We start from the raw sequence: 21,424 nt of genomic DNA, 5'->3' as shown, positions 1-21,424 counted from the left end.
TCTTATATTTAGGATACGGTCAGTGAGCCATTCGAAGGGAACATTGGCTTGCTTAATCCAACCTATTTGCTCAGGTCGTGTGCGGGCATTCTTTATCGGCGTTGGCCTCTGCCGCGCCAGCTACAGCCACCTGGTCAGCATCCGGTAAAGCCTTTGCGATGGCCTCGCCATATCCGCCCCTCGGTCACGAGCGACGATTGAGATCGTCTGATGCTGGGCGAGCCATAAGCGAGACGTATCCGACGCCCGAAGGCAGAAGAGTGACAGGTCTCCGTCGTTCCTGATCGCAAACAATTGTTCCATAAGTCTGGCCGCGTCGGAAGGCAAAACCATCGATGTCGATGACAGTCAGATCATCGCTCTGATCAGCGGCATGCCGACAGACCGCCCGCAACAGGGTATCGTTACCTACCGGCATCATAAGATGATTGGCTAAGGCTGCTGCTGGTCTGCCTCCGAGCGCCAAACCGAGGTGGTGGACGATTGTCTCTAGCCGTTGGGTTCGCCGATCCTCCCATGAAGCAGCGAAAGTTCACCATTCGACAGCAGCTAGTTTGAGTCAGAGCCAGTTCTCAGTGAAAATGAACAGCGGCGTTCAAAGTGCCGCCCTTTATATTAATACGTCCTTTTTCTGGTGGGATGATCCGCTCAAAAAATAAGTTTCACGAGCAGGGGAACCACAAGCGACGTTGCAATCGCATTCAGGGCCATGGCAATCCCGGCAAAAAGCCCCGCCGTTTCATCAACATCGAAAGCGCGCGCAGTTCCGATGCCGTGTGACGTCAGCCCAACTGCAAATCCCCGCGCGGCATAATCCGTTATCCGCATCGCATTCATGAAAGGGGTGACGACCAGTGCTCCGATGATACCGGTCAGTATGACCAGTACTGCGGTTAGTGATGGCGTGCCACCCAGTGTCGAAGAGATCGCCATGGCCACGCCTGCCGTCGCAGATTTTGGCAGGAACGAAATCAGCACGTCATTGGAGAGATTGGCCCATTTGCCCATCACGACGATTGAAAGAACTGCGAAGAAGGAGCCGACAACCAACGCTGCTCCCATTGGAATGAGCGTTTTGCGCACCTGATGCCATTGGCGGAATAGAGGCACCGCGATGGCAACGGTGGCCGGACCAAGCAGGAAGTGGATAAACTGGGCTCCCTCAAAAAAACTCGCATAGGGAACATCGAAGATCACGAGCAGGCTGGAAAGCAGCACGATGGAAATCAGAACAGGATTGGCCAGCGGATGGCGTCTTAGCCGGACTGAAATGTGCGTTGCCACGATCCAGGCGCATAATGTGAGTGTCAGCCATAGCAACGGCGAGGCTGAAAGATAAACCCATAGTTCAAGCGGATGTTTCATAGCATTATCTCCGCTCCATGAGGCGCTGCACGAGAACGAAGGTCCAAACCGTTACCGCCAATGTGAGAACTGCCGAGACAACCACAATTGCCAGAATTGCGGTGGCTTGTCCCTGAATCTGGTGCCACATGGCCACCACTCCAACGCCGGCCGGCACGAAGAGTAGACCGAGATTGCTGAGAAACCCATCCGCGGCCGTTTCGGCTTCGGCAAAGATATTCCAGTTGAACATCTTGCACAGTTGCATGGCGACGAACAGAAGCACGAGTCCCACAACAGGTCCCGGTATGGGGAACCCACTCATGAAGATGATGCTTTCGCCAAATAGCTGGAACAATAATAGAAGCGCTATACCCTTAATCATTAAGGCTTCGTCTCCGGTTAAGGCATTTTCAACAATTCAGGCAAAAACGGAATTGCTCCATACTCTTCATAGCTAAGGTAAACGACCGACGATCCCGCAGTCTACATGGTCGGCGGTGATAGTGTTTTTCTGATTTGAGCGCGTATGTGCCCGTAGAACTATCCCGTGCAAAAGGCACTTGCAGGATACCGGGTTTCGAAAATGTGCCTCCTTGTATGCCGACAAGCAGTACCGATATTGCACTCAGTTACTAATATATACCGCTAGGCGTAAGATATTCACTACGCCTCAAGGAGAGAACGATATGGAACTGGGCGTATATAGTTTCGGGGATGTGCAGAAGAATACCGCTACCGGCGAGCTCGGCTCTACCGCAGATGCAACACGCAACTTGCTTGAAGCCATCCAGCTCGCCGATGAGGTCGGGCTCGATTATTTCGGTATTGGCGAGCATCATACACGTGAGATGCCAGCTTCGGCTGCGACGGTCATTCTGGGTGCGGCGGCTTCGACCACAAAGAACATTAAGCTTGGTAGCGCGGTAACTGTGCTGAGTACTGATGATCCGGTACGCGTCTATCAGCAGTTTGCCACGGTGGACGCGCTGTCCCACGGTCGTGCTGAAATCACGGCGGGTCGAGGTTCTTCAACTGAATCCTTTCCGCTTTTCGGGCATGATCTCAACGACTATGACGAGCTTTACGCCGAAAAGCTTGATCTGCTTTTGAAGATCAATGAAAGCGAGAACGTCACCTGGCAGGGTAAATTTCGCGCGGCATTGAACGACGCGCTTGTCGTGCCACGTCCAGATAGTGGTTCGCTGCCGGTCTGGCTCGCAACGGGTGGCAATCCGCATTCATCGGTTCGTGCGGGCCTGCTCGGTCTGCCAATTTCCTATGCAATCATCGGTGGGCAGGCGTCGCGTTTTGCACCGCTGGCCGATCTTTACCGCCGCGCAGCCGCCCAAGCGGAAATCGCCCCGGAAAGAGTGAAGGTCTCGGTCGCAACACCGGGCTTTGTCGGCGAGAATGCTGCAGAAGCAAAGGAGTTCTTCTGGACCCATTGGCATGCCGTCATGGAACAGCTTGGCAAAATCCGGGGTTTCGCGCCGCCGCCACGTTCGCATTATGACCGTGAGGCAAGTGGTGCGGGCGCGCTTTTTGCCGGTAGCCCGGAGGAAATAGCCGAACGTATCGTCGAGTTGCACAAGCACATCGGTCATATGCGGCAGTTCTTGCAGATGGATGTCGGACAAATGTCGCACAGGGCATTCCTGCGTTCGATAGAACTGCTGGGTACCAAGGTAAAGCCGCTTGTCGATGCGGAACTGGGTTCTGGAAAATAAACAGGAGCAAACTGAATATGCCAACATCTCAGGTAAAGACAATCGGCATATTGGGTGCGGGCCGCGTCGGCACCGCCATAGCTCGTCGTGCACTTGCGGCGGGCTATGCGGTGCGAATGGCAACCTCCAAAATGCCGGCAGATATTGCACTTGTGCTGGAAATCATGGTGCCGGGCGCACAGGCCGATACGGCAGAAAATGTGATTGCAGTTGCTGATATTGTCGTTCTCGCATTGCCGCTGTCCAAGTATCGCAATCTTTCGCCGGAACTGCTGAAGGGCAAGATCGTTATCGATGCGATGAACTACTGGGCACCGACAGACGGAACGATCGCCGAGTTTGAAGGTGAGCGTTCAAGCAGTGAAATTGTGCAGGATTTTCTGCCGGGTGCGCGGCTGGTGCGGAGCTTTAACCATATGGGCTATCATGAAATAGATGAGGAAGCTCGTTTGGCGGGCGATCCGGAACGCCGTGCGCTGGCCATTGCCGGGAACGATGCGGATGCGCGCCGGGAGGTGGCTGCCTTTATCGACCGGATCGGGTTCGATCCTGTCGATGCTGGACCGCTGGCTTTCAGCCGTTTGTTCGATACGGGAACGTCGTTGTTCGGCGCGATGGTCAATCGGGTGGATATGGAGCGCGCTCTTCAAATGCAACGCGTAGGATAGAGCGTTTCCGGCAAAACTGCGAAACGTTCTAGTGGATTGAATTTGACGTTTGAATTCCGACCAACTGAAACGATGTTTCAAACGTTAAACTCGAAAAATCCACTCGATTCATAAACTTGCTAATGGTCTTTTGGTTCCCGCATTTGTCCCGCGCCAGTAACCGAGGGATGCAAATGTTGGAATCAGACCACTAGAAGATCAGAAAGTGGGAGAGACTAAAATGGTCGATATGAGGATGGGCAAGGAAGACGAAGATGCCCGCAGCGGACGTTATGTGGCCCGTATCGAGGGAATTGAAGGTGAAACTGAAATCACCTTCACCAAGCGTGGTGCCAACCTGATCAGCGCAGACCACACCGGAGCGCCGGACAGTATGAAGGGCACGGGTTCGGCCGCAGCGCTCGTAACCTTCATGATTGAGGATGCGCGCCAGAATGGAATGAAAATTATACCGCTCTGCCCCTATGTACGCGCGCAATATCGCAGGCATCCGGAATGGGCTGATGTGATGACCGTCCCGCCGGGTGAAGACCCGGCGGTCTGACTACGCTTCCAGGAAGGACGAAGCGTCTGATGTATTGAGATTACGAGCGACTGTGAGATGAAGATGGGTTGGCACAGATCAGCCGGTCATCATTCGATAGATTGCCGGTAGGGCGACAGGCAGTTTCGCCAGTTTGGCGACCAGCGCATAGTTTCTCCGGCCGAAAAGCGCCGGGAGATAGGCGCTCGCCTCCCGGTCGACCGTTACGGCAAAGACATTGACACCTGTTGTGCGTGCTTCACTGACCGCCCTGCGACTGTCCTCCAGTGCGAACCGGCCCTCATAATGATCGACATCGTTCGGTTTCCCGTCCGTCAGGACCAGCAGAAGCTTCTTTCGGTTGGGCTGTTCCGCAAGCTTTGCCGTTGCATGACGGATGGCCGCTCCCATGCGTGTGTAGAAGCCAGGCTTCAACGCGGCAATGCGGTGTTCAACGGCAGGACCAAAGGTTTCGTCGAAGTCCTTCACTGTTTCGACCCGCACCCATGAACGTCGGCGCGAGGTAAAGGTCTGGATGGAACATCGGTCGCCACAGGCAGCAATGCCGTTGGCCAGAACCAGAAGCGCCTCCTTTTCCACATCCAGCACACGCCGATTATCGATCCACGCATCGGTGGATAGCGAGACATCGACCAGAATTGTGACGGCGAGGTCGTTTGCCTTGGGTCGGCTCATCAGATGCACATGGTCGCTGCCCTGACCTCCGGCGGCGAAATCGCATCTTGAACGCACCACGGCATCAAGATCGAGATCGTTGCCATCGAGCTGCGCCCGCATCAATTCGCGGCCGGGCCGCAGGATCTCGAACTGACGACGCACCCGGCGCACAAGGCTCGTCGCTTCATCGTCCAGTTCCATGCGCACATCTCGGGCTTGCGCCGGTGCTGCCAGAACGCTGCAATGATCCTGAAGATAAACGCCTTTCCGATAGTCCCATTCGGGATAGGTCAGTTTCGCGGTAAGAGCTGTTCGGTCGACAGCTTCCGGGGGCAGATCGAGATCGAAACGGAAACGGGCTGCAGGTCTGCCTTTGCGCTCGCCCAATGTCAGATCGTCAAGTTCATCGGCAGACTTTGCATTCTGTTCGTCGCTATCGTCCGTTGGCCGGTCGACGCTTACCATCTCTGCCATGGCAAGGATTTTCTCAAAGCGATTGAGAATGAATGGGCTCCTGTCGGCCAGCCTCGAGTCCTGCTGCTCGCGGTTTGCAATCTGCCGTTCGGTTTCGACACCTTCCGCCCTACTATCGAGTACCGGCTGGTCGTCACTGTCGCGAGGTGCGGTTTCCTCGCGTCTTATCAGCTCCGGCCAAAGCGGTACGGGCAGGGCGGGCAGGTATCCTGCGGGCGCACAATGCGGGAAGATTGTAGCGAGACTATCGTCCGTCAGTCCTGCACCCTGTTTCAGAAGTGACAGAATGCGCTCCTCCACCTGTTGCTCGAGACCATAGAGCGAACGCTTGGGACGCACGGCCAGCACCGCTTCGCACAGGCGCGCATAACGTTGCTGCAGGCCCGGAAATATCCGGCAAGTCTTCGCAACGGTATCCGATGCCACGGCAAGCGCTGCAAGGTTGCGGCGCAAAGGGTCATGGGGAAGCTCGTCCACTTCGGTCGGCATAACTGCCATGTAACCCGCAAGCCAGACATAGAGGTCGTAATTGAGCGTGCGATCGGGGAAGAGCGCAATCTCCTGCGGTAGCATCAATGTCGCTTCATCCCGCAACGGGTGGCTAAGTTTCTCTTCGCCCAAAGCCATGCGCTGCCGCAAACCCAGCCTGTGCCCGGAGGTTCGGGCGCGGGCCGGGGCGATCTGCACGGCCACATCGCCACCAAAGCCACGAAAGCAGATGGCGAGTTTCTGGCGAATATCGCCAAGTTGTACAGCGTGCTGGGGATAATGTGGCCACGATCCGGTCTTGCCGATCAGGCGGTGCCAGGCCCGGCCAACGGTTTCCTCCAGTTCCAGAAAATCCAGCATTGTATGTCTGCCTATTTCAGCATTGCATCAGCAACTTCGATCAAAGCGGCTTTCACATCCGGCTCATCGGTCAGCGGCTCGATCATCGCGGCGCGTGCGGCTTCGCGCTGCGACATGCCAGCATCGATCAACGTGGCGCAGTAGACCAGCAGACGTGTTGAAACGCCTTCTTCCAGATCATGACCTTTCAGCCCTCGCAGCCGGTGAGCCAGTGCCACCAGGGGCGCAACGTTTTGGGCAGCGAGGCCGCTTTCTTCGCTCACCACCGTGATTTCCTGTTCTTTGGGCAGGAAATCAAACTCGATGGCGACAAAGCGCTGTCGCGTGCTTGGCTTCAGGGATTTCAGCAGGTTCTGGTAACCCGGATTATAAGAAACGACGAGCATGAAGCCGTCAGGCGCTTCAAGCAGTTCGCCGGTGCGTTCCAATGGCAGAAGGCGGCGGTCGTCGGTCAGCGGATGCAGAACCACGGCCACATCCTTGCGCGCCTCGACAATCTCGTCGAGATAGCAGATGCCGCCTTCGCGCACTGCGCGGGTCAGCGGACCGTCGACCCATATGGTATCGCCACCTTTCAGCAGATGGCGCCCGGTCAGATCAGCAGCCGCCAGATCGTCATGGCAGGAAACCGTAGAAAGCGGCAGGCCGAGTTTTGCGGCCATATGGCTTACAAAGCGCGTCTTGCCGCAACCGGTCGGTCCCTTGAGAAGCAATGGCAGCTTACGCGTCCAGGCCATTTCAAAGAGCGCGCATTCATTACCGGACGGGCTGTATGGTGGGATCGAGACATCGGCATTTTCTACATTTCTGAGAATGGGGTTCATGGCCGTTTTCCTTTGTATCAGGCAATGAAGCCCCGCCATGAGGCGGGGCCTGGTGTCGATCATTCGGCGGGTTGTACGAAGCCGGAGGTGTTTTTGCGGCGTTCCTTGCCCGGAACCAAGACGGCCCAGATGAACATGAAGGCCGAAATCACCACCACGACGCCGGAGCCAAGGCGTATCCAGTAGAACAGCGCCAACTGGTCCTGCACGACCATGAAGCTTTCCCCCAGAACACGCTGCAGATGGGTCTGGACAACACCTGCGAAGGTGAGCGCAAAGGTCATCACGGACATGGCCGTGCACATGGCCCAGAAGCTCACCATGGAGAGCATCTGGTTGTATGGCGCTCGTCCACGCAATTCGGGGATCGCATAGGCCATGACTGCGAGATTGAGCATGACATAGGCGCCGAAGAAGGCGAGGTGCCCGTGGGCGGCGGTAAGCTGCGTGCCGTGGGTATAATAGTTGACCGACGACAGGGTATGCAGGAAGCCCCATACGCCCGCACCGAAGAAAGCCATCACCGAACAACCGATAGACCAGAGAAGGGCAGCACGGTTTGGATGTTTGCGACCGGCCTTCCATGTCATCACGAAGGTAAAGATGACCATGGTGAAGAACGGAGCGACTTCCAGTGTCGAGAACAGCGAACCGATCCACTGCCAGTAGCCCGGTGCACCGATCCAGTAATAATGGTGACCTGTTCCAAGAATGCCGGAGAACAGGGCCAGGCCAACGATGACATAAAGCCATTTTTCGACGACTTCGCGGTCGATGCCGTTGAGCTTGATCATCAGGAAGGCGAGGATCGACGCCATGATGAGTTCCCACACGCCTTCAACCCACAGATGGATGACATACCACCAGTAGAGCTTGTCGAGCGCGAGATTGATCGGATTGTAGAAGGCGAACAGGAAGAACAGCGCCAGCCCCCACAGACCGAACAAAAGGATGTTGGTCACGGTCGTCTTGCGGCCCTTGAGCGCCGTCAACGTGATATTGAACAGGAAGATCAGGCAGACGACGACGATGCCGACCTTGATGATGAATGGCTGTTCGAGAAATTCACGCCCCTCGTGAATATGGAACAGATAGCCGACAACAGCGACACCGGCCGCCACGAAGAACAGCCAGAACTGGATGACGGCGAGTTTGGTGCTGTAGAGCTCGGTTTCCGTTTCTTCCGGCAGCAGATAATAGGTCGAGCCCATGAAGCCCATCAGCAGCCAGACGACCAGCGCATTGGTATGGATCATGCGGACGATGTTGAAGGGCAGCAGCTCGGAGAGCGTATTGGGCAGAACATAGATCGTACCGGCGAGAACGCCGAATGCGACCTGCGCAATGAACAGGACGAGTGCTCCATAGAAATAGAGCATCGCGACCTTTTGGCTTTCATATTTCATATCGTGTAACTCCGTTCATCCCGCGCTCAGCCTGCCTCGTTGGGCGGCCAGTCCTGCGTCTTGATGCGGCTGGTCCATTCGAGGAAATCAGCCAGATCGTTGAGTTCCTGTTCGCTCAGGTTGAACTGAGGCATCTGGCGACGCCCTTCGATCCCGGTAGGTTGTGCCTGCATCCAGGCTTTCATCGTCTCGCGTGCGCCTTCGGGGTCTTCTTCGCCGCCCCAGCGCTTCCAGACATTGCCAAGCTCGGGTGCAAAATAAGCGCCTTCGCCAAGCAGCGTGTGGCAATTGATGCAGGAGTTTTTCTCCCAGATGTGCTTGCCGCGCGCGACCGCTTCCGTCAGCGTGGATTCATCCGTGGAAGTCGTTTTCATGTAGTAGTGGCTGTGCGCTGTCAGCCCCACGAAGATCGCGAAAAAGAAAATAGACCCGCCGTAGAAGACGTTTCGAGCGCCGGTCTTGGTTAGGCGTTCTGCCATCCCTTCGTCCTTTCATCGGCCGAGGGACAAAGCCCCGGCAACAAATCCCCCGTCGATAATGTGGCTGGTCAATCCCCTCGCCAGCATCACGGGACAGGACTGTTCTATCGGTCGGAGGAAAGCCTTCTTTGCGATTTGGCAAATACCGACACTGTTGTTCAGAAGAGGGCTCGCACAATGATGGAACGCGCAAAAGCAAGCGTGAGCAAAACAGCAGGCCAGGCCAGCAGGGCAGGCTTCAATATGCCGTTGGTCCCTCGCATTTCCATGAAATCGAGAATGACGAACCAGCCTTTTGCAAATGCGAGGATCAACACGATGACGATGCCTACAAGCATTCCGGCGCTGGTGCCTGCGATGAATGCACCGCTTAGAGCGAGAAGAATCAGAATGACAAATGTGCGGGTCAGCGAAGGGTGGTTGCGATCGGACACAGCGGGCCTCAAGCGAGATAAAGAACGGGAAACATCACCAGCCATACGAGGTCGATGGCATGCCAGAGTGTCGTAATGAGGAGGACATTCGAGCGTGTCGGTCGCCACGCGACAAGGGCCAGTACGACCGAACCGAACAACACATGCAAAAGGTGAAAACCGGTCAGGAGAAAATAAAGCTCGAAGAACGACCCCGTCGCTTCCTCGCCTGCAAACCGGATTTCATGCGAATACTCGACCAGTTTGATTGCCACAAAAATCAGGCCGAAAAAGGCGGCATATAAAAGTGGCCGGCGAGCCTGACTTATATCGTTACGCCTGCGCACGGCGACCGCCGCCTGCCAGCCGCTCATCAGCAGCACAACGGTGTTGGTTGCAGCGAGCCCTGGGCTCAGATGCGCGCGCAACTGTGCAACCCCTTCCACATTGATGATCGACATCACAATGAACGCAATCAGCAGGATTGCGAAGGCGATGAGTTCGCTCCACACGAGAATCCAGAGCAGAAGATCGTCTTCCGCGCGATCCTCTGAACTTATTGCAGCTATGGCTATTTCTTCGGTTCCAGACATGGAACATGCCTAGCGCCCGCAGTTCGGACCTTCTTTGCGTTTTGGCAAAGAAGAAATGTGCTGGCGACGACATTGTATCGTGGCAACAGCAAAGGACGTTTCAATGACGGATGCACAGATCGGACTCATGGTCGCCACGCCCGCGATCATCGGTTTCTCGCTGGTTCTCTATCGTATGGGGGCATTGCAGGGCGCGGGGACGCTATCCGCAGTTGCCGCTTCCATCGTGATTGCAGCCGTTCTTTTCCTCGGTCAGTAGGTCGGGGGAGACAAAGCCATGGAAGCATCGTCAGTTTTGCACGCGGTCGATGTCAGTCGTCTTGAAACCCACCATCACGACTTGCTGGAGCTGTGTCTGCAGTTGGAAGAAATCGCTGGTGATCTCGAAACTGACGCTTCAATGGAGGAGTATCGGCGTATAGCCATGCTTATACCGCGCCTTGTCGGCGAAACCCATGCGCTCGAAGAAGAAGTTCTGTTTCCCGATTTCAGCCGGCAGGCTCAGTCCCATTTTGCTACCGCTATCATTGAACGCCTGAAGGCAGAACATCGTTATGACCGACTGGCCGCCGAGGAATTGTCGCAGACCCTGACGGCGATTGCAGAGCGCCGTTCCAGCCTCGCTTCCGACACCATTTCATATATGCTTCGTGGTTTTCTGGAGAGCGTGCGCCGCCATATCCTGTCGGAAAAGCTGATGATAGAGGCGCTGCTCGCAGCGAAATCCGAGGAACGGGAAGTTTTCGGATGACACGAAGAGCGTGCCGCGAATCTCTTTGAGAAGAGTGTTTTTCAACTAATTGTTTTTATCGTATTTTATACTTCCCTGCTGCTTTATTGCTCGCCGTCGGCAAGCCGTCTCACACCCGACATATTGAGGACGGTCAGTTTCTGGCGTCCGCCGCGAACAAACCCTTGCGCTTCCCAGCCGGTGAGAATGCGTGACACTGTATGCAGCGTTGTTCCGGTCATTTCGGCAATATCCTGCTTCGTAATCGGAAAATCGATTCGGATGCCGTCTTCTTCTTTCCGGCCTGCGTGACGTGCAAGGCGCAGAACGGTGTGTGCGACACGCCGCTCTACTTCTTCCGTCGACATTTCACGAATACGCGTGTGGGCTTCTTCCAGCCTTTTGCCGATTGTCTGGATTGCATTCATTGCCAGACCGGGATTCTGCTCGACAAAGTAATCCCAAAGCTCCGTGGGCCAGGCCAGTACAATGCTTTCAGCGACGGCGATCGCAGTGCCGGGATAATCGCTTCTCTGCAAGGCTCTGGCGAACCCGAAAAGATCTCCGGGATGCACCATGCGGACAATGATCTGCTGTCCGTCCGGCGTCACCTGATTGACCTTCAATCGCCCATGCAGGAGGAGATAGAAAAGAACCGCATCGTCGCCCTGTTCGAAAATTGCCTCTCCTGGAGGGACGCGTTTTATAGAGGCGTACGAAACAAGTTTATCGAGTTCGCTATCGCTCATTTTTGCGAACAGCGACAGTTTCCTGACCAGTCCGCGATCTATCATGGACATTGCGTTTCTCACACTCCAGGACCACGCATTCACTTTAGCACAGCAAAGCGGGCTTGGAATTGTTTTCGGGGCCGGGGATCGGGCATTCACAGTTAATCCCTCATGCGCCGATATTCTGGATGCGCTTCCACATCACAACATGCCAGCGATTGTCGCGAACCAGTCTGAAACCAAGATTATCAGGTGGGACTCCGACGCTGCATCCTCCGGTTTTCGGGTTGCGAATGAAAGAGCTCATCGCCGCGCGGTGTTTGCCATTGACGACATAAACGCCGCATGAAGGCATTTCTGCAATCTGCTTGCCATAGGCATCGATATTGACGCGGCGGTGACAGGTCTGGGTCCATTCCCACACATTGCCCGCGATGTCGGCCACGCCCAGTTCGTTGACACCGAATGCACCGGCAGGACGTCTGGCAGGGTTCCTGTCCAGTTTGCGGGCGCTTTGTTTTTCATAATCCCTCAGCCAGCGCAGTGCCGGATTGGTTGCAGCATCGTCCTCGACGCCGAGCGCATCGTCGGGAAAGCGCGAGCCAGCGGCGAAAGCCCATTGCTCGTCCGTGGGCAAGTGCCAGATTTCGCCGGTTTTTCGCGAAAGCCAGTCCGCATAATTTTGTGCATCATCATAGCTGACGCCAACTATGGGAGCATCTGCAGCGGATGCATCGTGATTGTGTGGCAAGGTCTCGGCAGGCTGGCAGCCGCCATCAGCGACGCAACGTTCGTAATCGGTCGTGCTAACCTGATACTTCATGATCTCGAATGCCCGCTGCAGTTTGCTGGTGATCAACGGGGCATCGACAGGATAATTGTTCTTCTGAAAATCGCCATCCGCCCGATAAGTCATGGTGCGCGGCGCGATGACAATCGTCTCGGGACCGACAGGTGATGCGCCGGGAATTGCGTGGTCTGGTCGCCCGACGGCGTCAACGACAAACAACCCCGCGACGACTGCCAGCACAACCGCCGGAACGGCTACGGCAAGATCACGCAGGCATTTTTTTCCTCTGCCTTCGTTCATCGGATATCGAGGGAGTGCATCCATCCGGGAGGCAGATGGATGCAGCCCAAGCCTTTCTTCGTAAAGCACGATTCAGGGAAGGTTTGCGGAAAGCGCCCTGGGAGTTGAGGCGCCTCCATGCATTCGCTTTACGTGCCGGATGGCGCGAGAATCGATGTCATCAGATCGTCGTTCCATTCACCCGTGACCTTGAAATGGGCCGCAGCGCCGAGTTCAAAGGCCTCGATCAGATTATGGTTCACATAGGCATAGATGCCGGGCTGCTGGAACGTATAGAAAGCTGCTCCGGCCGCGCCGCCCGGAATGAACCAGGTTTCCTGATCGACATCCGGCGGCGTGTTGAACTTGCCGGTCGCCCAGACATAATCCCCGTGGCCTCCGATCAGATGCGGTCTCGTATCGCGGTTGGCCTGCGAATGGACGATCAGGACTTTCTCGCCGACCGCTGCCGTCATGGCCTTGTCGCCGGTCAGTGCACCAACAGCGCCGTTGAACACGACATGGGTTGGGGTGAGGGTGCGCATGACCTTGACCGTGTCTTCATATGCGTCACCGGGCGCATCATATTTCTTGAACTTCCCGTCCTCGTCACGCGGCACATAGAAATCCTGTTCGCCGACATAATAGATCTTGTCATAGGTCAGGGCTTTTCCTTTGCCATCATGCAGGCCCTCGCGCGGCAGCACCATGATTGCACCGTTCATGCCCGATACGACGTGCCATGGAACCATTCCGGGAGGTGCGCAGTGGTAGACGAAGACGCCAGGTTTCGTCGCCTTGAAGCGCAGAATGGTCTTCTCACCCGGATTGATTTCGGTCAGCCCGCCGCCGCCCAACGCACCCGTTGCCGCGTGGAAGTCGATATTGTGCATCAGCGTGTTGGTTTCGGGGTTGATGAGGGTCAGTTCAAGATAATCATCCTGATGCACGACCATGAGCGGTCCCGGAACGGTGCCATTAAATGCCATGGCGTGAACTTCGGTCCCCGCATCATCGATGACGATCTTCTTTTCCTCAATCACCATGGTGAATTCGATCACTTTGGGTCCGCCTTCTGCAACCTGACTATGGGCATGCACGAAGGGAGGGTCTACCAACTCCACTTTCTGGCGCGGGAGTGCCGCTATTTCTGCTACACTTGCCTTCCTCACCGCGCCTTGTCCCCAGGCGGATGTGGTTGCCAGAACCGGCGCAAGCGCTCCGGCGAGGGCGGCTCCTGCCAATATGCTGCGGCGGCTGATTTGCATCTGGTCGACCATCGATACTCTCCTTTACGATAGGACCGAGCATTTCCTGCTCTGTCATGCCGATCATAGAAAGAGATGTTTCGATGGTCCTTGACTGCGATCAAGGTGATGCGGAAAGTTCAGTAATATTAATTGTTAAATATCAATGAGTTAAATTGGTTGCTTGACATATGTTCTGCTTTATTTGCGCTGGAACAAAGGCTGAAACGAAGAGGTTCGATCAAAAGTGAAGCCAGCGAACAGATCAGTTCCGTTCGCTGGCTTTGGTGATTGGCGTATAGGGCGCTTAGAGTGCGAACCGCGCTTGCACTTCAGGCATTGCCATTTCCGGAATCCACTCCGGTTCGTAGGTCAGTTTGACATTCACCGCACGGACACCTTCAACAGTTTCGGCGCTGGCACGAACGGCATCGGTGAGAAAACCCGCTGCCGGGCAGCCGGGTGTCGTCGTCGTCATGCTGATATCGACATTCCCGCCATCACCAATGTCGATGCTGTAGATCATGCCGAGATCAACAAGATTGAATCCGAGTTCAGGATCAAGCACAAGACGGAGGCTTTCGATGATCTGCTTTTCCATATGGGCATATGTTTCGTGTTGCATGACAACTACCTCGCGTCTCCAACGCGGATCATGATACGATAGGCGGCGCCGGTCTCGTCGAAGTTGCCTACCCATTCGTGACCGCGATTTTCGAGTTCGGGGAAGAGGAACAGAGGCTCGCGGTGCAGCAGGGCGAACAGAACCGCACCGGCAGGCATGTCTTCCACCTCGGCAAGTATGCGCACCATCGGCTCAGGCGGCTGCATGTCCGTGCAATCGAGATAGCGCGATGGCTCTGGCCAGACATCCGGCGAAACAACATTGTCCGAGAACCGCAGTTCAGGAGCGGCATCGATCACCGGAGTAAAAAGCACCTGCCAGTCACCATTCTCCAGCGGTTCGGGCTTTGCGGAAAAGCCCTTCCGCTCCATGACGCTGAAAAGCGGCGCTGGCTTGAACGGCGCGACCAGCAGAAGACTTTGTCCCGGCGAAAGGTTGTCGATTGCTTCCATGATCGCATTGAATGGTTCCACGCCGCCCTTGATCAGCGGGCGTACGTCCAGTACGTGGTGCGAGATGTCCTGAGCTGAGACTGTCATTTCGATCTCCTGAGAATTGGTTCGCCGGCATAGATAAGATGCGGCAGGGTCGCCCCTTTTGGCAGACGTAAGCCGTCCGGTACATCGAGAAGCCGTCGGGCGCGGAAGAAGTGCACGATCAATGCAAGGATCGCTACGAGATTCAAGGTCGTGGCCAAACGAAACGCGACCGGGTAATCAGTAATCAAAGCCAGCGTCGCCACTGCAACGCCGGTATAATAAAGAGCGAACCATTGTCGTGCGCGGCGTTCGCTGACCATATCCTGCACGCGCGGTGTCGGTGCACGTCCCATGACGGGGCCATAACATTCGAGCCAGGTCAGAAACGGTACGATCTTGTAGAGCTGGGCAAGGCTGAGGCCCGTTAGCCATCCAAAGGTGAACAGATAGACGAGGGCAGCAGTCATCGCATCAGAGGTGCCCGTCCAGAACAGGGCAATTGCCAGAAGGAGCGAGAACCCGAGCGCGATGAAGGCGGGAATACTGGCGGCGCTGTTCAGCTCGATCGTCTTGCGTTTGCGTTGCCGGTAGATCGCATGAATATCAATGATATAGAGTGCGATGCAGGCGATGCCGGGAACAAGCGCCGCCGTGACGGCGATTTCGACCGATCCCACTCCTAACGCGACAACGATTATTCCGGCAGCGAGGATGGTCAGAGCCGCAGCGCCTTCCCACCATATGATTCTGGTGGTCTGCCGCACAGCATCTGGCGACAACATGAACATTGTCAGCAGTCTGTAGCTGACGCCCATCGCGGTAAAGGTCATCCAGCCACCAAGGCCAAGCGCGGCGTGAACTGGCAATGCCGCTCCGGCAATCTGGAGCAGAGCGAGTTGCTCGGTGAAACCGGAAAGCGCAAAGGTAAAAATGCTGCCAAGCAAAGCCGTTATCAGAAGGCAGCATATGCCTGCCGCAACGAACCGGGCGGGCAGGGTGATTGGACGAGCGAGCCAGAGCGTCGTGCCCAATATGGCGAAAATGGCGGAAAATCCGCAGGTCAACAGGAAGCCCGAGGCCGGGAGCAACCATGCCGGGCTGTTTGTCAGCCCAGCCATACCTGCAAAGGCAACGAGCAGGCCGGACAGGCCCGTCACGACTAGAAGCAGGGCGGGGAGGCTTGCTCGGCTTCCCCACAGAGATCTGTTCACCAGAACCGGCACGAACTGCAGGAGCGCTCCGCTCATGAGCAGGGCGAGCCAACCGATGCATATAGCATGCACGACTATGAGTGTTTCAGCCGCGCGAATTCCATGACCCGGAAAGCCGAAACCACCTGCCATCAGGGCAAGTCCAAAGACGAGGAAAGCCAGCGAAGCGGCAAAGTAGGAGAGGGTCCAACGGGAAAGCGTCGCGCCGATCATCTCAATTCGTCCCGGACGTTGTGCCTATAAGACTTCAGTGATTGCCGCAGGTGCATTCATGGTCAGCGCCATGATGGCCTTTTCGGCGACCGATCTCGACCCGCCACAGCGGACCTGTTTCCTTGTAAACCCACGAAAATGTGCCCGGATTGCGGGTTTCAAGCTGATGGCGCAGCGGCACTGGATCGTGATCATTGATGATTTCCAACACTTCACCGGGTTCGAGCGAATCGATCATTGAGAAGATCGTCGCATGTCGCGAAATGGGCGGTATGGTGCGAACATCGATTACTGGGGATAGTGAGACAGGTTCTGCCGACATCATATTGTTCCGTGGCTGTCAGGCTTCGAAGCATGATGACGACAGCCGCATCATCATTCGAGCCATTCTAGAACGACAGGCACAAAGCGGATTTGTTGTATCTCAAAGAAGACCGGAATTTTCTGGCTCCCTGTTCGGAAGAAAAGTGGTGTTACGGAAATTGCCAGCGAAAGTGGGGTGCCTGTTGTCAATGTGATTGGAGCGCATCGCCCCATCCTCAAGCACTGGCTGGCTGCAGAAATTGAGGCAGTAACGCCTGAATCCACTGTCGGACGCCGGTTGAACGAGCAGTAATGTAAATCCCTGCACTATGGATTGTTAGAGCGCAGGGATTACAATCTGAAGGGGCCTACCAGGATTCAAATGAAGCCCGGTAGTGTTTTCTCCTTCATCAAGGTTGTTTAGTTGTCAGCTCCGAAAGCGTCGAAATCAAAGTATTTATCGTTGATTTCCTTATACTTTCCGTTGACGCGGATCGCTTTGATCGCTTCGTTGAACTTAGCGATCAGTTCCGGGCGTCCCTTCTTGATGGCAGCTCCAACGCCTGCTCCGTGATATTCTGAAACGGGCGGATATGTGCCGACCATTTTGCAGCAGGCCCCTTCCGGTGTCTTAAGCCATTCCGCAAGAGACACACTGTCATCATTAATGGCGTCAAGACGTCCGTTCACGAGATCCAGTTTGAATTCCTGAGAGGTTGGATAAGCCTTTACCGTGCTGTCGGTAAAGTAAGCCTCAGCATAATTTGCGTGGGTCGTCGATCCCTGCACGCCGATGGTCTTGCCAGCAAGATCGTCCTTGGAGACGCCGTTGATTTTCGCATCCTTCAATGCCACCATTCCCGGAGGCGGGTTGAAGTATTTATCGGAGAAATCGACTTGCTTCTTTCGCTCCTCGGTGATCGACATCGAAGCCAGAAACGCATCGAACTTCCCCGATTGTATGGCGGGAATAGCACCATCCCAGTCCTGGGCGACAAATTCACATTGCGCTTTCATCTGGTCGCAGAGCGCCTTGGCGATCTCAACCTCAAATCCGGCAACCGTGCCATCCGCCAATTGGTAGTTCATTGGTGGATTGGCGCCCTCTGTACCAATGATTAGTTTCATTGGCCCATCGCTGTGAGCAATGCCTGCTCCTAAAGATAGCGCCATCGCGATTACTGATGGTGTTATTGTTGCGATTTTCAAGTATTTCATAATTTCCTCCCGTGTTGTTGAAATTTGAAAGTAAAATAAAGTTTCTGAAGAAATTTATATGTTTATAATGTTGTTAGTTTTCTCGCCTGAAGTATTCTATTGCATGCTGCGCATACAGGGCTGCCCCTCTGAAGAGCACATCTTCATCAATGTTGAATCTTGGATGGTGGTGGGGATAGATGGCGCCGATCTTTTCATTGCGCACACCGATGAAAGCAAAGACACCTGGATAGACGTTCAGGAAGTCGGCGAAGTTCTCTGACGCCATTATCGTATTGAAGCTGATGCAGTCCTTTTCCAGACCAAGAGCTTGAATGGCGCGCCGCGCAACATTGCTGCATGCTGGATCATTGGTCACTGCCGAAACACCACCACTGAACCTGATTTCAGCGCGTGTCCGAAACGCATCAGCCGTACTGGCTACAGTCCGCTTTAGCGCTTCTTCAAGATAGCTCATCGTTTCGGGTCGCGTTGCACGCATGGTGCCTGAGACCCTGACACTATCTGGAATAACATTGTCTGCATTGCCGCCGCAGATACTTCCAAAAGTTAATGCGACAGGTTCAGTCGGGTCAAATTCACGACTAACGAGTGCGGCACAATTCATGATAATCGCTGCAGTCGCGATGATGGGGTCGACGCCCCTGTTCGGATAGGCGCCGTGTGTTCCAATGCCATGGATCGTCAGGTCGATGGATTGCCCTGCCGCCATTCGAGGGCCTGCTTCAATGGAGATTTTGCCGGTCTCCAACTCAGACCAGAGGTGAATGCCCAGCACGCTTTCAACATTGTATTCTGCGAGTTCTCGCAGAATGTCTTCCGTTCCCTCGCCAACTTCCTCAGCCTGTTGGAAGCATAACTTGACTGTTCCATGAAGCTGATCGCGCGCTTGGACAAGTACGCGCGCCGCTCCCAGCAACATGGCGACATGCCCGTCATGACCGCAGGCATGCATCACGCGAGGCACGTCAGATCTGTATTCCAGATGAGGGTTGTCTTCTTCTATTGGCAACGCATCCATATCGGCACGCAAAGCGATAACCCGCTCGCTTTGTGTACCAACTATAGTTGCCACGATCCCAAACTCTCCAACCTGAGTATATGGGACGCCGATCGCATCAAGCTCTTTCCTGATACGCGCAGACGTGCGCTTTTCATTCAAGGAAAGTTCCGGATGTCTGTGAAATTCCCTGCGCAGTTCGCGCATATAATTCTGCTCGTTCTGAGCCAGTTCCAACGTTTTCAGTTCCGCCCCCGCGCTATTTGTTGTCGTCATCATTATTCGATGATCTTGCCCGTCGCATTTTGTTCCCGACTTGCAATCGAAGCTGTCATATCTCCTGGCTCACTTCACCCGGTAAAATGTCGGCTCGGCAGACACCTTGCCGAAATCTGCCGTCATATTGTCGGCTGCATGCACCCGCGACCGATGAAGTGCTTGACGGTCAGGCACAAACGACGCTCGTGGATTAGCGGCGACTTCGTTTCTGGTGAAATCCGTCCACACGCCTGGCATTGATCAATTGACGAAGCTGCGCGTGGAGCAGCAATTCCAGCGAGTCGGAAGCTGCATGCAAACCTTCTTATGGACTTTCAAGTTAAGTGCGTGCGAGAAAAACCGAAGGAAAAACCAGTCAGAAATTAAGACTTGGATTTTTCTCGGGAAAATATCTTTTTTCTTCCCGCGATAAAGCTAATCATCGACCGCAGTTTCTTTGACGCTGAAGAAGAAAATCGATCATTGCTAAAAGGAGGTGAAAGTTCATGACCTCGGTGAAGCAGCGTATGATTCAATTTACGTTGATGTTGGGCCTGTTCTTCCTGGGCCCTCTGAATGTTTCACATGCCCAGTTTCTGGATTCTTTTAAAGCCCGAAATACAGTCACGACGGATGCCATAACCCGGACGCCGGTCGGAACCCGTGTGGTGCTTACCGGTTCGATCAAAAGCAATGCGAGAAGAGCCCAGTATGTTTTTCAGGATCACACCGGAAGAACGCGAGTTCGAATAGAGCGGGAAGTCTGGCGCGGAAGAGAAATAAATACCAAGAACAAAATTGAAATTCGGGGGCGTGTCGAAAACGATGTCAGGGGCAGATTTATCGACGTATATTACTTCAAGATACTCAAGTAGCCTTTTTGGATAACTGATTCAATCGGGAGTTGCTATGTTTCGACTGGGTGGAAAATATCAGCATTTCATTCACGGTGACGGCTGTGGTTGCTCCAGCCCGATATTACAACAGGTTTCCCGACGACTGGACCGATTGTCACGACGACATTTTCTTGCAGGTGCAGCCGCGACTGCAGCGGCGGCGATGGTTGCGGATCGTTCTTATGCGCAGTCCCCCAAAATTCTTCTGACGCGGGCGCGGCTCTTCGACGGGAAAGCGGATTCACTTAAGTCCGGTGTGCAAGTTCTGGTCGATGGCAACCGCATCGCAGCGGTCGATACGACAAACAGCGCTCCGCCAGATGGGGCAACGGTTATCGATTGCGGCGACCGCGTGCTGATGCCGGGTCTGATCGACGCGCACTGGCATGCTGTTTACGCCGCGGTTCCGCTGCCGGTTCTTCTGGAGGGAGATCTGGGCATAATTTTCGCAGCGTCCACGGCAGAGGCGGAACGCACGCTTCTGCGCGGCTTTACGACGGTGCGTGATCTGGGAGGGCCGACTTTTTCGTTCAAGCGTGCGATCGACACGGGGATTATCGCTGGCCCGCGCATTTTTCCCGCAGGCGCGATGATAACGACGACTGGGGGACATGGTGATCTCAGACTACCAACGGAAATTCCACGCGACGGCGGCAGACTCAGCACTGGCGAGCTGATTGGAGCTGCGGCAATCGTCGATGATGCTGGCGACCTGAAGATGCGTGTGCGCGAGCAGTTGTTGCAGGGTGCATCGCAGATCAAGATCGTAGCTGGCGGTGGTGTATCTTCGCCACGCAGTCCGCTGGATATGTCGACATTCAGCGAGGATGAAATTCGCGCTGCGGTCGATGTGGCAAAGGACTGGAACACCTATGTCACGGTTCATGCCTATGCATCGAATACGGTTCAGAGGTCTATCAGAGCGGGTGCTGCGTGTGTCGAACATGCGCATCTGATGGATGAAGAAACTGCGCGTATGTTCGCGGAGAAGAATGTCTGGCTGAGCATGCAGCCTTTCCTGACCATGGACGATGCGGCCTCACAAACGGGCCCCGGTGCCGAACGCATTCAACAGCTTTTTGCCGGTACGCCAAGGGTTTATGAGTTTGCTCGCAAATACGGGATCAAGACCGCCTGGGGCTCCGATGTTCTGTTCTCGCCTGCATTGACCCCGCGCCAGAGTTTCATGCTGACCCATTTGAGTCAGTGGTATTCGAACGCGGACGTTCTCCGCGCAGCAACATCGGTCAATGCCGAGCTGCTGGAGCTTTCCAATTTGCGCAATCCTTACCCCGGCAAGCTCGGTCTCGTCGAACCTGGGGCATTTGCCGATCTTCTGGTTCTGAATGAGAATCCGCTCGATGATATCCATGTGCTTGAAAAGCCGGAGCAGACGCTGGCGATCGTCATGAAAGATGGCAGGATTCACAAGAATACCCGGAGAACATAATTTGATTTCGCCT

24 protein-coding genes and 1 pseudogene are annotated in these 21,424 nt (G+C 55.0%); 7 read left to right on the top strand and 18 right to left on the bottom strand.

The features are described 5' to 3' along the window. Positions 1-124: 124 nt before the first annotated feature. The 3 genes and pseudogenes from FIB18_RS25145 to FIB18_RS05170 form a co-directional block, all read right to left on the bottom strand. Positions 125-508: pseudogene (locus FIB18_RS25145) on the bottom strand (transposase); the annotation flags it as partial. 140 nt (positions 509-648) lie between these two features. Continuing rightward, a complete protein-coding gene (locus FIB18_RS05175; protein ID WP_140019735.1) occupies positions 649-1,365 on the bottom strand; it encodes an LrgB family protein in 717 nt (238 codons plus the stop codon). Between the two features lie 4 nt (positions 1,366-1,369). Further along, positions 1,370-1,729, bottom strand: a complete 360-nt coding sequence (locus tag FIB18_RS05170; RefSeq protein ID WP_140019734.1) for a CidA/LrgA family protein — start codon at positions 1,727-1,729, stop codon at positions 1,370-1,372. A gap of 304 nt (positions 1,730-2,033) precedes the next feature. Here FIB18_RS05170 and FIB18_RS05165 point away from each other — a divergent pair, with 304 nt between their 5' ends. The 3 genes from FIB18_RS05165 (at position 2,034) to FIB18_RS05155 (ending at position 4,286) form a co-directional block, all read left to right on the top strand. Then, a complete protein-coding gene (locus FIB18_RS05165; RefSeq protein WP_140019733.1) occupies positions 2,034-3,074 on the top strand; it encodes an LLM class flavin-dependent oxidoreductase in 1,041 nt (346 codons plus the stop codon). 17 nt (positions 3,075-3,091) lie between these two features. Next, positions 3,092-3,742, top strand: a complete 651-nt coding sequence (locus FIB18_RS05160) for an NADPH-dependent F420 reductase (RefSeq protein ID WP_140019732.1) — start codon at positions 3,092-3,094, stop codon at positions 3,740-3,742. Positions 3,743-3,962: 220 nt separating this feature from the next. Beyond that, the gene (locus FIB18_RS05155; protein ID WP_140019731.1) at positions 3,963-4,286 is read left to right on the top strand and encodes a GNAT family N-acetyltransferase; all 324 of its coding nucleotides are present in this window, start codon (positions 3,963-3,965) and stop codon (positions 4,284-4,286) included. 78 nt (positions 4,287-4,364) lie between these two features. Here FIB18_RS05155 and FIB18_RS05150 read toward each other — a convergent pair whose 3' ends face one another. From FIB18_RS05150 to FIB18_RS05125, 6 genes are all read right to left on the bottom strand, one after another. After that, on the bottom strand, positions 4,365-6,266 hold the full coding sequence (locus tag FIB18_RS05150) for a nitric oxide reductase activation protein NorD (protein WP_140019730.1): 1,902 nt from the start codon (positions 6,264-6,266) through the stop codon (positions 4,365-4,367). Positions 6,267-6,277: 11 nt separating this feature from the next. Further along, on the bottom strand, positions 6,278-7,090 hold the full coding sequence (locus FIB18_RS05145) for a CbbQ/NirQ/NorQ/GpvN family protein (protein WP_140019729.1): 813 nt from the start codon (positions 7,088-7,090) through the stop codon (positions 6,278-6,280). Positions 7,091-7,149: 59 nt separating this feature from the next. Next, positions 7,150-8,496: a nitric-oxide reductase large subunit gene (locus tag FIB18_RS05140; protein ID WP_140019728.1), complete on the bottom strand. Its 1,347-nt coding sequence runs from the start codon at positions 8,494-8,496 to the stop codon at positions 7,150-7,152. A gap of 26 nt (positions 8,497-8,522) precedes the next feature. After that, entirely contained in the window at positions 8,523-8,975 is a 453-nt protein-coding gene (locus tag FIB18_RS05135; protein WP_140019727.1) for a c-type cytochrome, read from the bottom strand. 158 nt (positions 8,976-9,133) lie between these two features. Then, positions 9,134-9,454, bottom strand: a complete 321-nt coding sequence (locus tag FIB18_RS05130) for a cytochrome C oxidase subunit IV family protein (protein WP_210296025.1) — start codon at positions 9,452-9,454, stop codon at positions 9,134-9,136. After that, positions 9,418-9,981, bottom strand: a complete 564-nt coding sequence (locus tag FIB18_RS05125; protein ID WP_140019725.1) for a cytochrome c oxidase subunit 3 family protein — start codon at positions 9,979-9,981, stop codon at positions 9,418-9,420. Before FIB18_RS05125 ends, FIB18_RS05130 begins: the two co-directional genes overlap by 37 nt. Before the next feature lie 103 nt (positions 9,982-10,084). Between FIB18_RS05125 and FIB18_RS24950 the strand changes: the two genes are divergently transcribed. Both FIB18_RS24950 and FIB18_RS05120 read left to right on the top strand, forming a co-directional pair. Further along, complete coding sequence (locus FIB18_RS24950; protein WP_010660610.1) at positions 10,085-10,240, top strand: hypothetical protein; 156 nt, start codon at positions 10,085-10,087, stop codon at positions 10,238-10,240. Between the two features lie 18 nt (positions 10,241-10,258). After that, the gene (locus FIB18_RS05120; protein ID WP_140019724.1) at positions 10,259-10,732 is read left to right on the top strand and encodes a hemerythrin domain-containing protein; all 474 of its coding nucleotides are present in this window, start codon (positions 10,259-10,261) and stop codon (positions 10,730-10,732) included. Between the two features lie 83 nt (positions 10,733-10,815). Here the strand turns inward: FIB18_RS05120 and FIB18_RS05115 are convergent, their stop codons facing one another. The 9 genes from FIB18_RS05115 to FIB18_RS05075 form a co-directional block, all read right to left on the bottom strand. Continuing rightward, complete coding sequence (locus FIB18_RS05115) at positions 10,816-11,511, bottom strand: Crp/Fnr family transcriptional regulator (protein ID WP_140019723.1); 696 nt, start codon at positions 11,509-11,511, stop codon at positions 10,816-10,818. A 100-nt stretch (positions 11,512-11,611) separates the two neighbouring features. Then, positions 11,612-12,532, bottom strand: a complete 921-nt coding sequence (locus FIB18_RS05110) for an SUMF1/EgtB/PvdO family nonheme iron enzyme (RefSeq protein ID WP_140019722.1) — start codon at positions 12,530-12,532, stop codon at positions 11,612-11,614. Between the two features lie 128 nt (positions 12,533-12,660). Further along, on the bottom strand, positions 12,661-13,791 hold the full coding sequence (gene nirK / locus FIB18_RS05105) for a copper-containing nitrite reductase (protein ID WP_140019721.1): 1,131 nt from the start codon (positions 13,789-13,791) through the stop codon (positions 12,661-12,663). 274 nt (positions 13,792-14,065) lie between these two features. Further along, positions 14,066-14,383, bottom strand: a complete 318-nt coding sequence (locus FIB18_RS05100; protein WP_140019720.1) for a metal-sulfur cluster assembly factor — start codon at positions 14,381-14,383, stop codon at positions 14,066-14,068. A gap of 5 nt (positions 14,384-14,388) precedes the next feature. Further along, entirely contained in the window at positions 14,389-14,922 is a 534-nt protein-coding gene (locus FIB18_RS05095) for a DUF2249 domain-containing protein (RefSeq protein WP_140019719.1), read from the bottom strand. Next, a complete protein-coding gene (locus FIB18_RS05090) occupies positions 14,919-16,286 on the bottom strand; it encodes a hypothetical protein (protein ID WP_140019718.1) in 1,368 nt (455 codons plus the stop codon). The genes FIB18_RS05095 and FIB18_RS05090 overlap by 4 nt, the downstream gene beginning before the upstream one ends. A gap of 34 nt (positions 16,287-16,320) precedes the next feature. Further along, a complete protein-coding gene (locus tag FIB18_RS05085; RefSeq protein ID WP_140019717.1) occupies positions 16,321-16,608 on the bottom strand; it encodes a DUF2249 domain-containing protein in 288 nt (95 codons plus the stop codon). A 401-nt stretch (positions 16,609-17,009) separates the two neighbouring features. After that, on the bottom strand, positions 17,010-17,807 hold the full coding sequence (locus tag FIB18_RS05080; RefSeq protein ID WP_140019716.1) for a transporter substrate-binding domain-containing protein: 798 nt from the start codon (positions 17,805-17,807) through the stop codon (positions 17,010-17,012). 73 nt (positions 17,808-17,880) lie between these two features. Further along, on the bottom strand, positions 17,881-19,086 hold the full coding sequence (locus tag FIB18_RS05075; RefSeq protein ID WP_235894834.1) for a M20 metallopeptidase family protein: 1,206 nt from the start codon (positions 19,084-19,086) through the stop codon (positions 17,881-17,883). A 485-nt stretch (positions 19,087-19,571) separates the two neighbouring features. Between FIB18_RS05075 and FIB18_RS05070 the strand changes: the two genes are divergently transcribed. Further along, on the top strand, positions 19,572-19,940 hold the full coding sequence (locus FIB18_RS05070) for a YgiW/YdeI family stress tolerance OB fold protein (protein WP_140019715.1): 369 nt from the start codon (positions 19,572-19,574) through the stop codon (positions 19,938-19,940). A 34-nt stretch (positions 19,941-19,974) separates the two neighbouring features. Beyond that, the gene (locus tag FIB18_RS05065) at positions 19,975-21,411 is read left to right on the top strand and encodes a metal-dependent hydrolase family protein (protein WP_140019714.1); all 1,437 of its coding nucleotides are present in this window, start codon (positions 19,975-19,977) and stop codon (positions 21,409-21,411) included. Positions 21,412-21,424: the final 13 nt, after the last annotated feature.

The organism is Brucella pecoris, assembly GCF_006376675.1.
In the GTDB taxonomy this organism is placed as follows: domain Bacteria; phylum Pseudomonadota; class Alphaproteobacteria; order Rhizobiales; family Rhizobiaceae; genus Brucella; species Brucella pecoris.
Note: the sequence above shows the minus strand (reverse complement) of the source record. Positions and strands in the feature narration are given on the sequence as shown.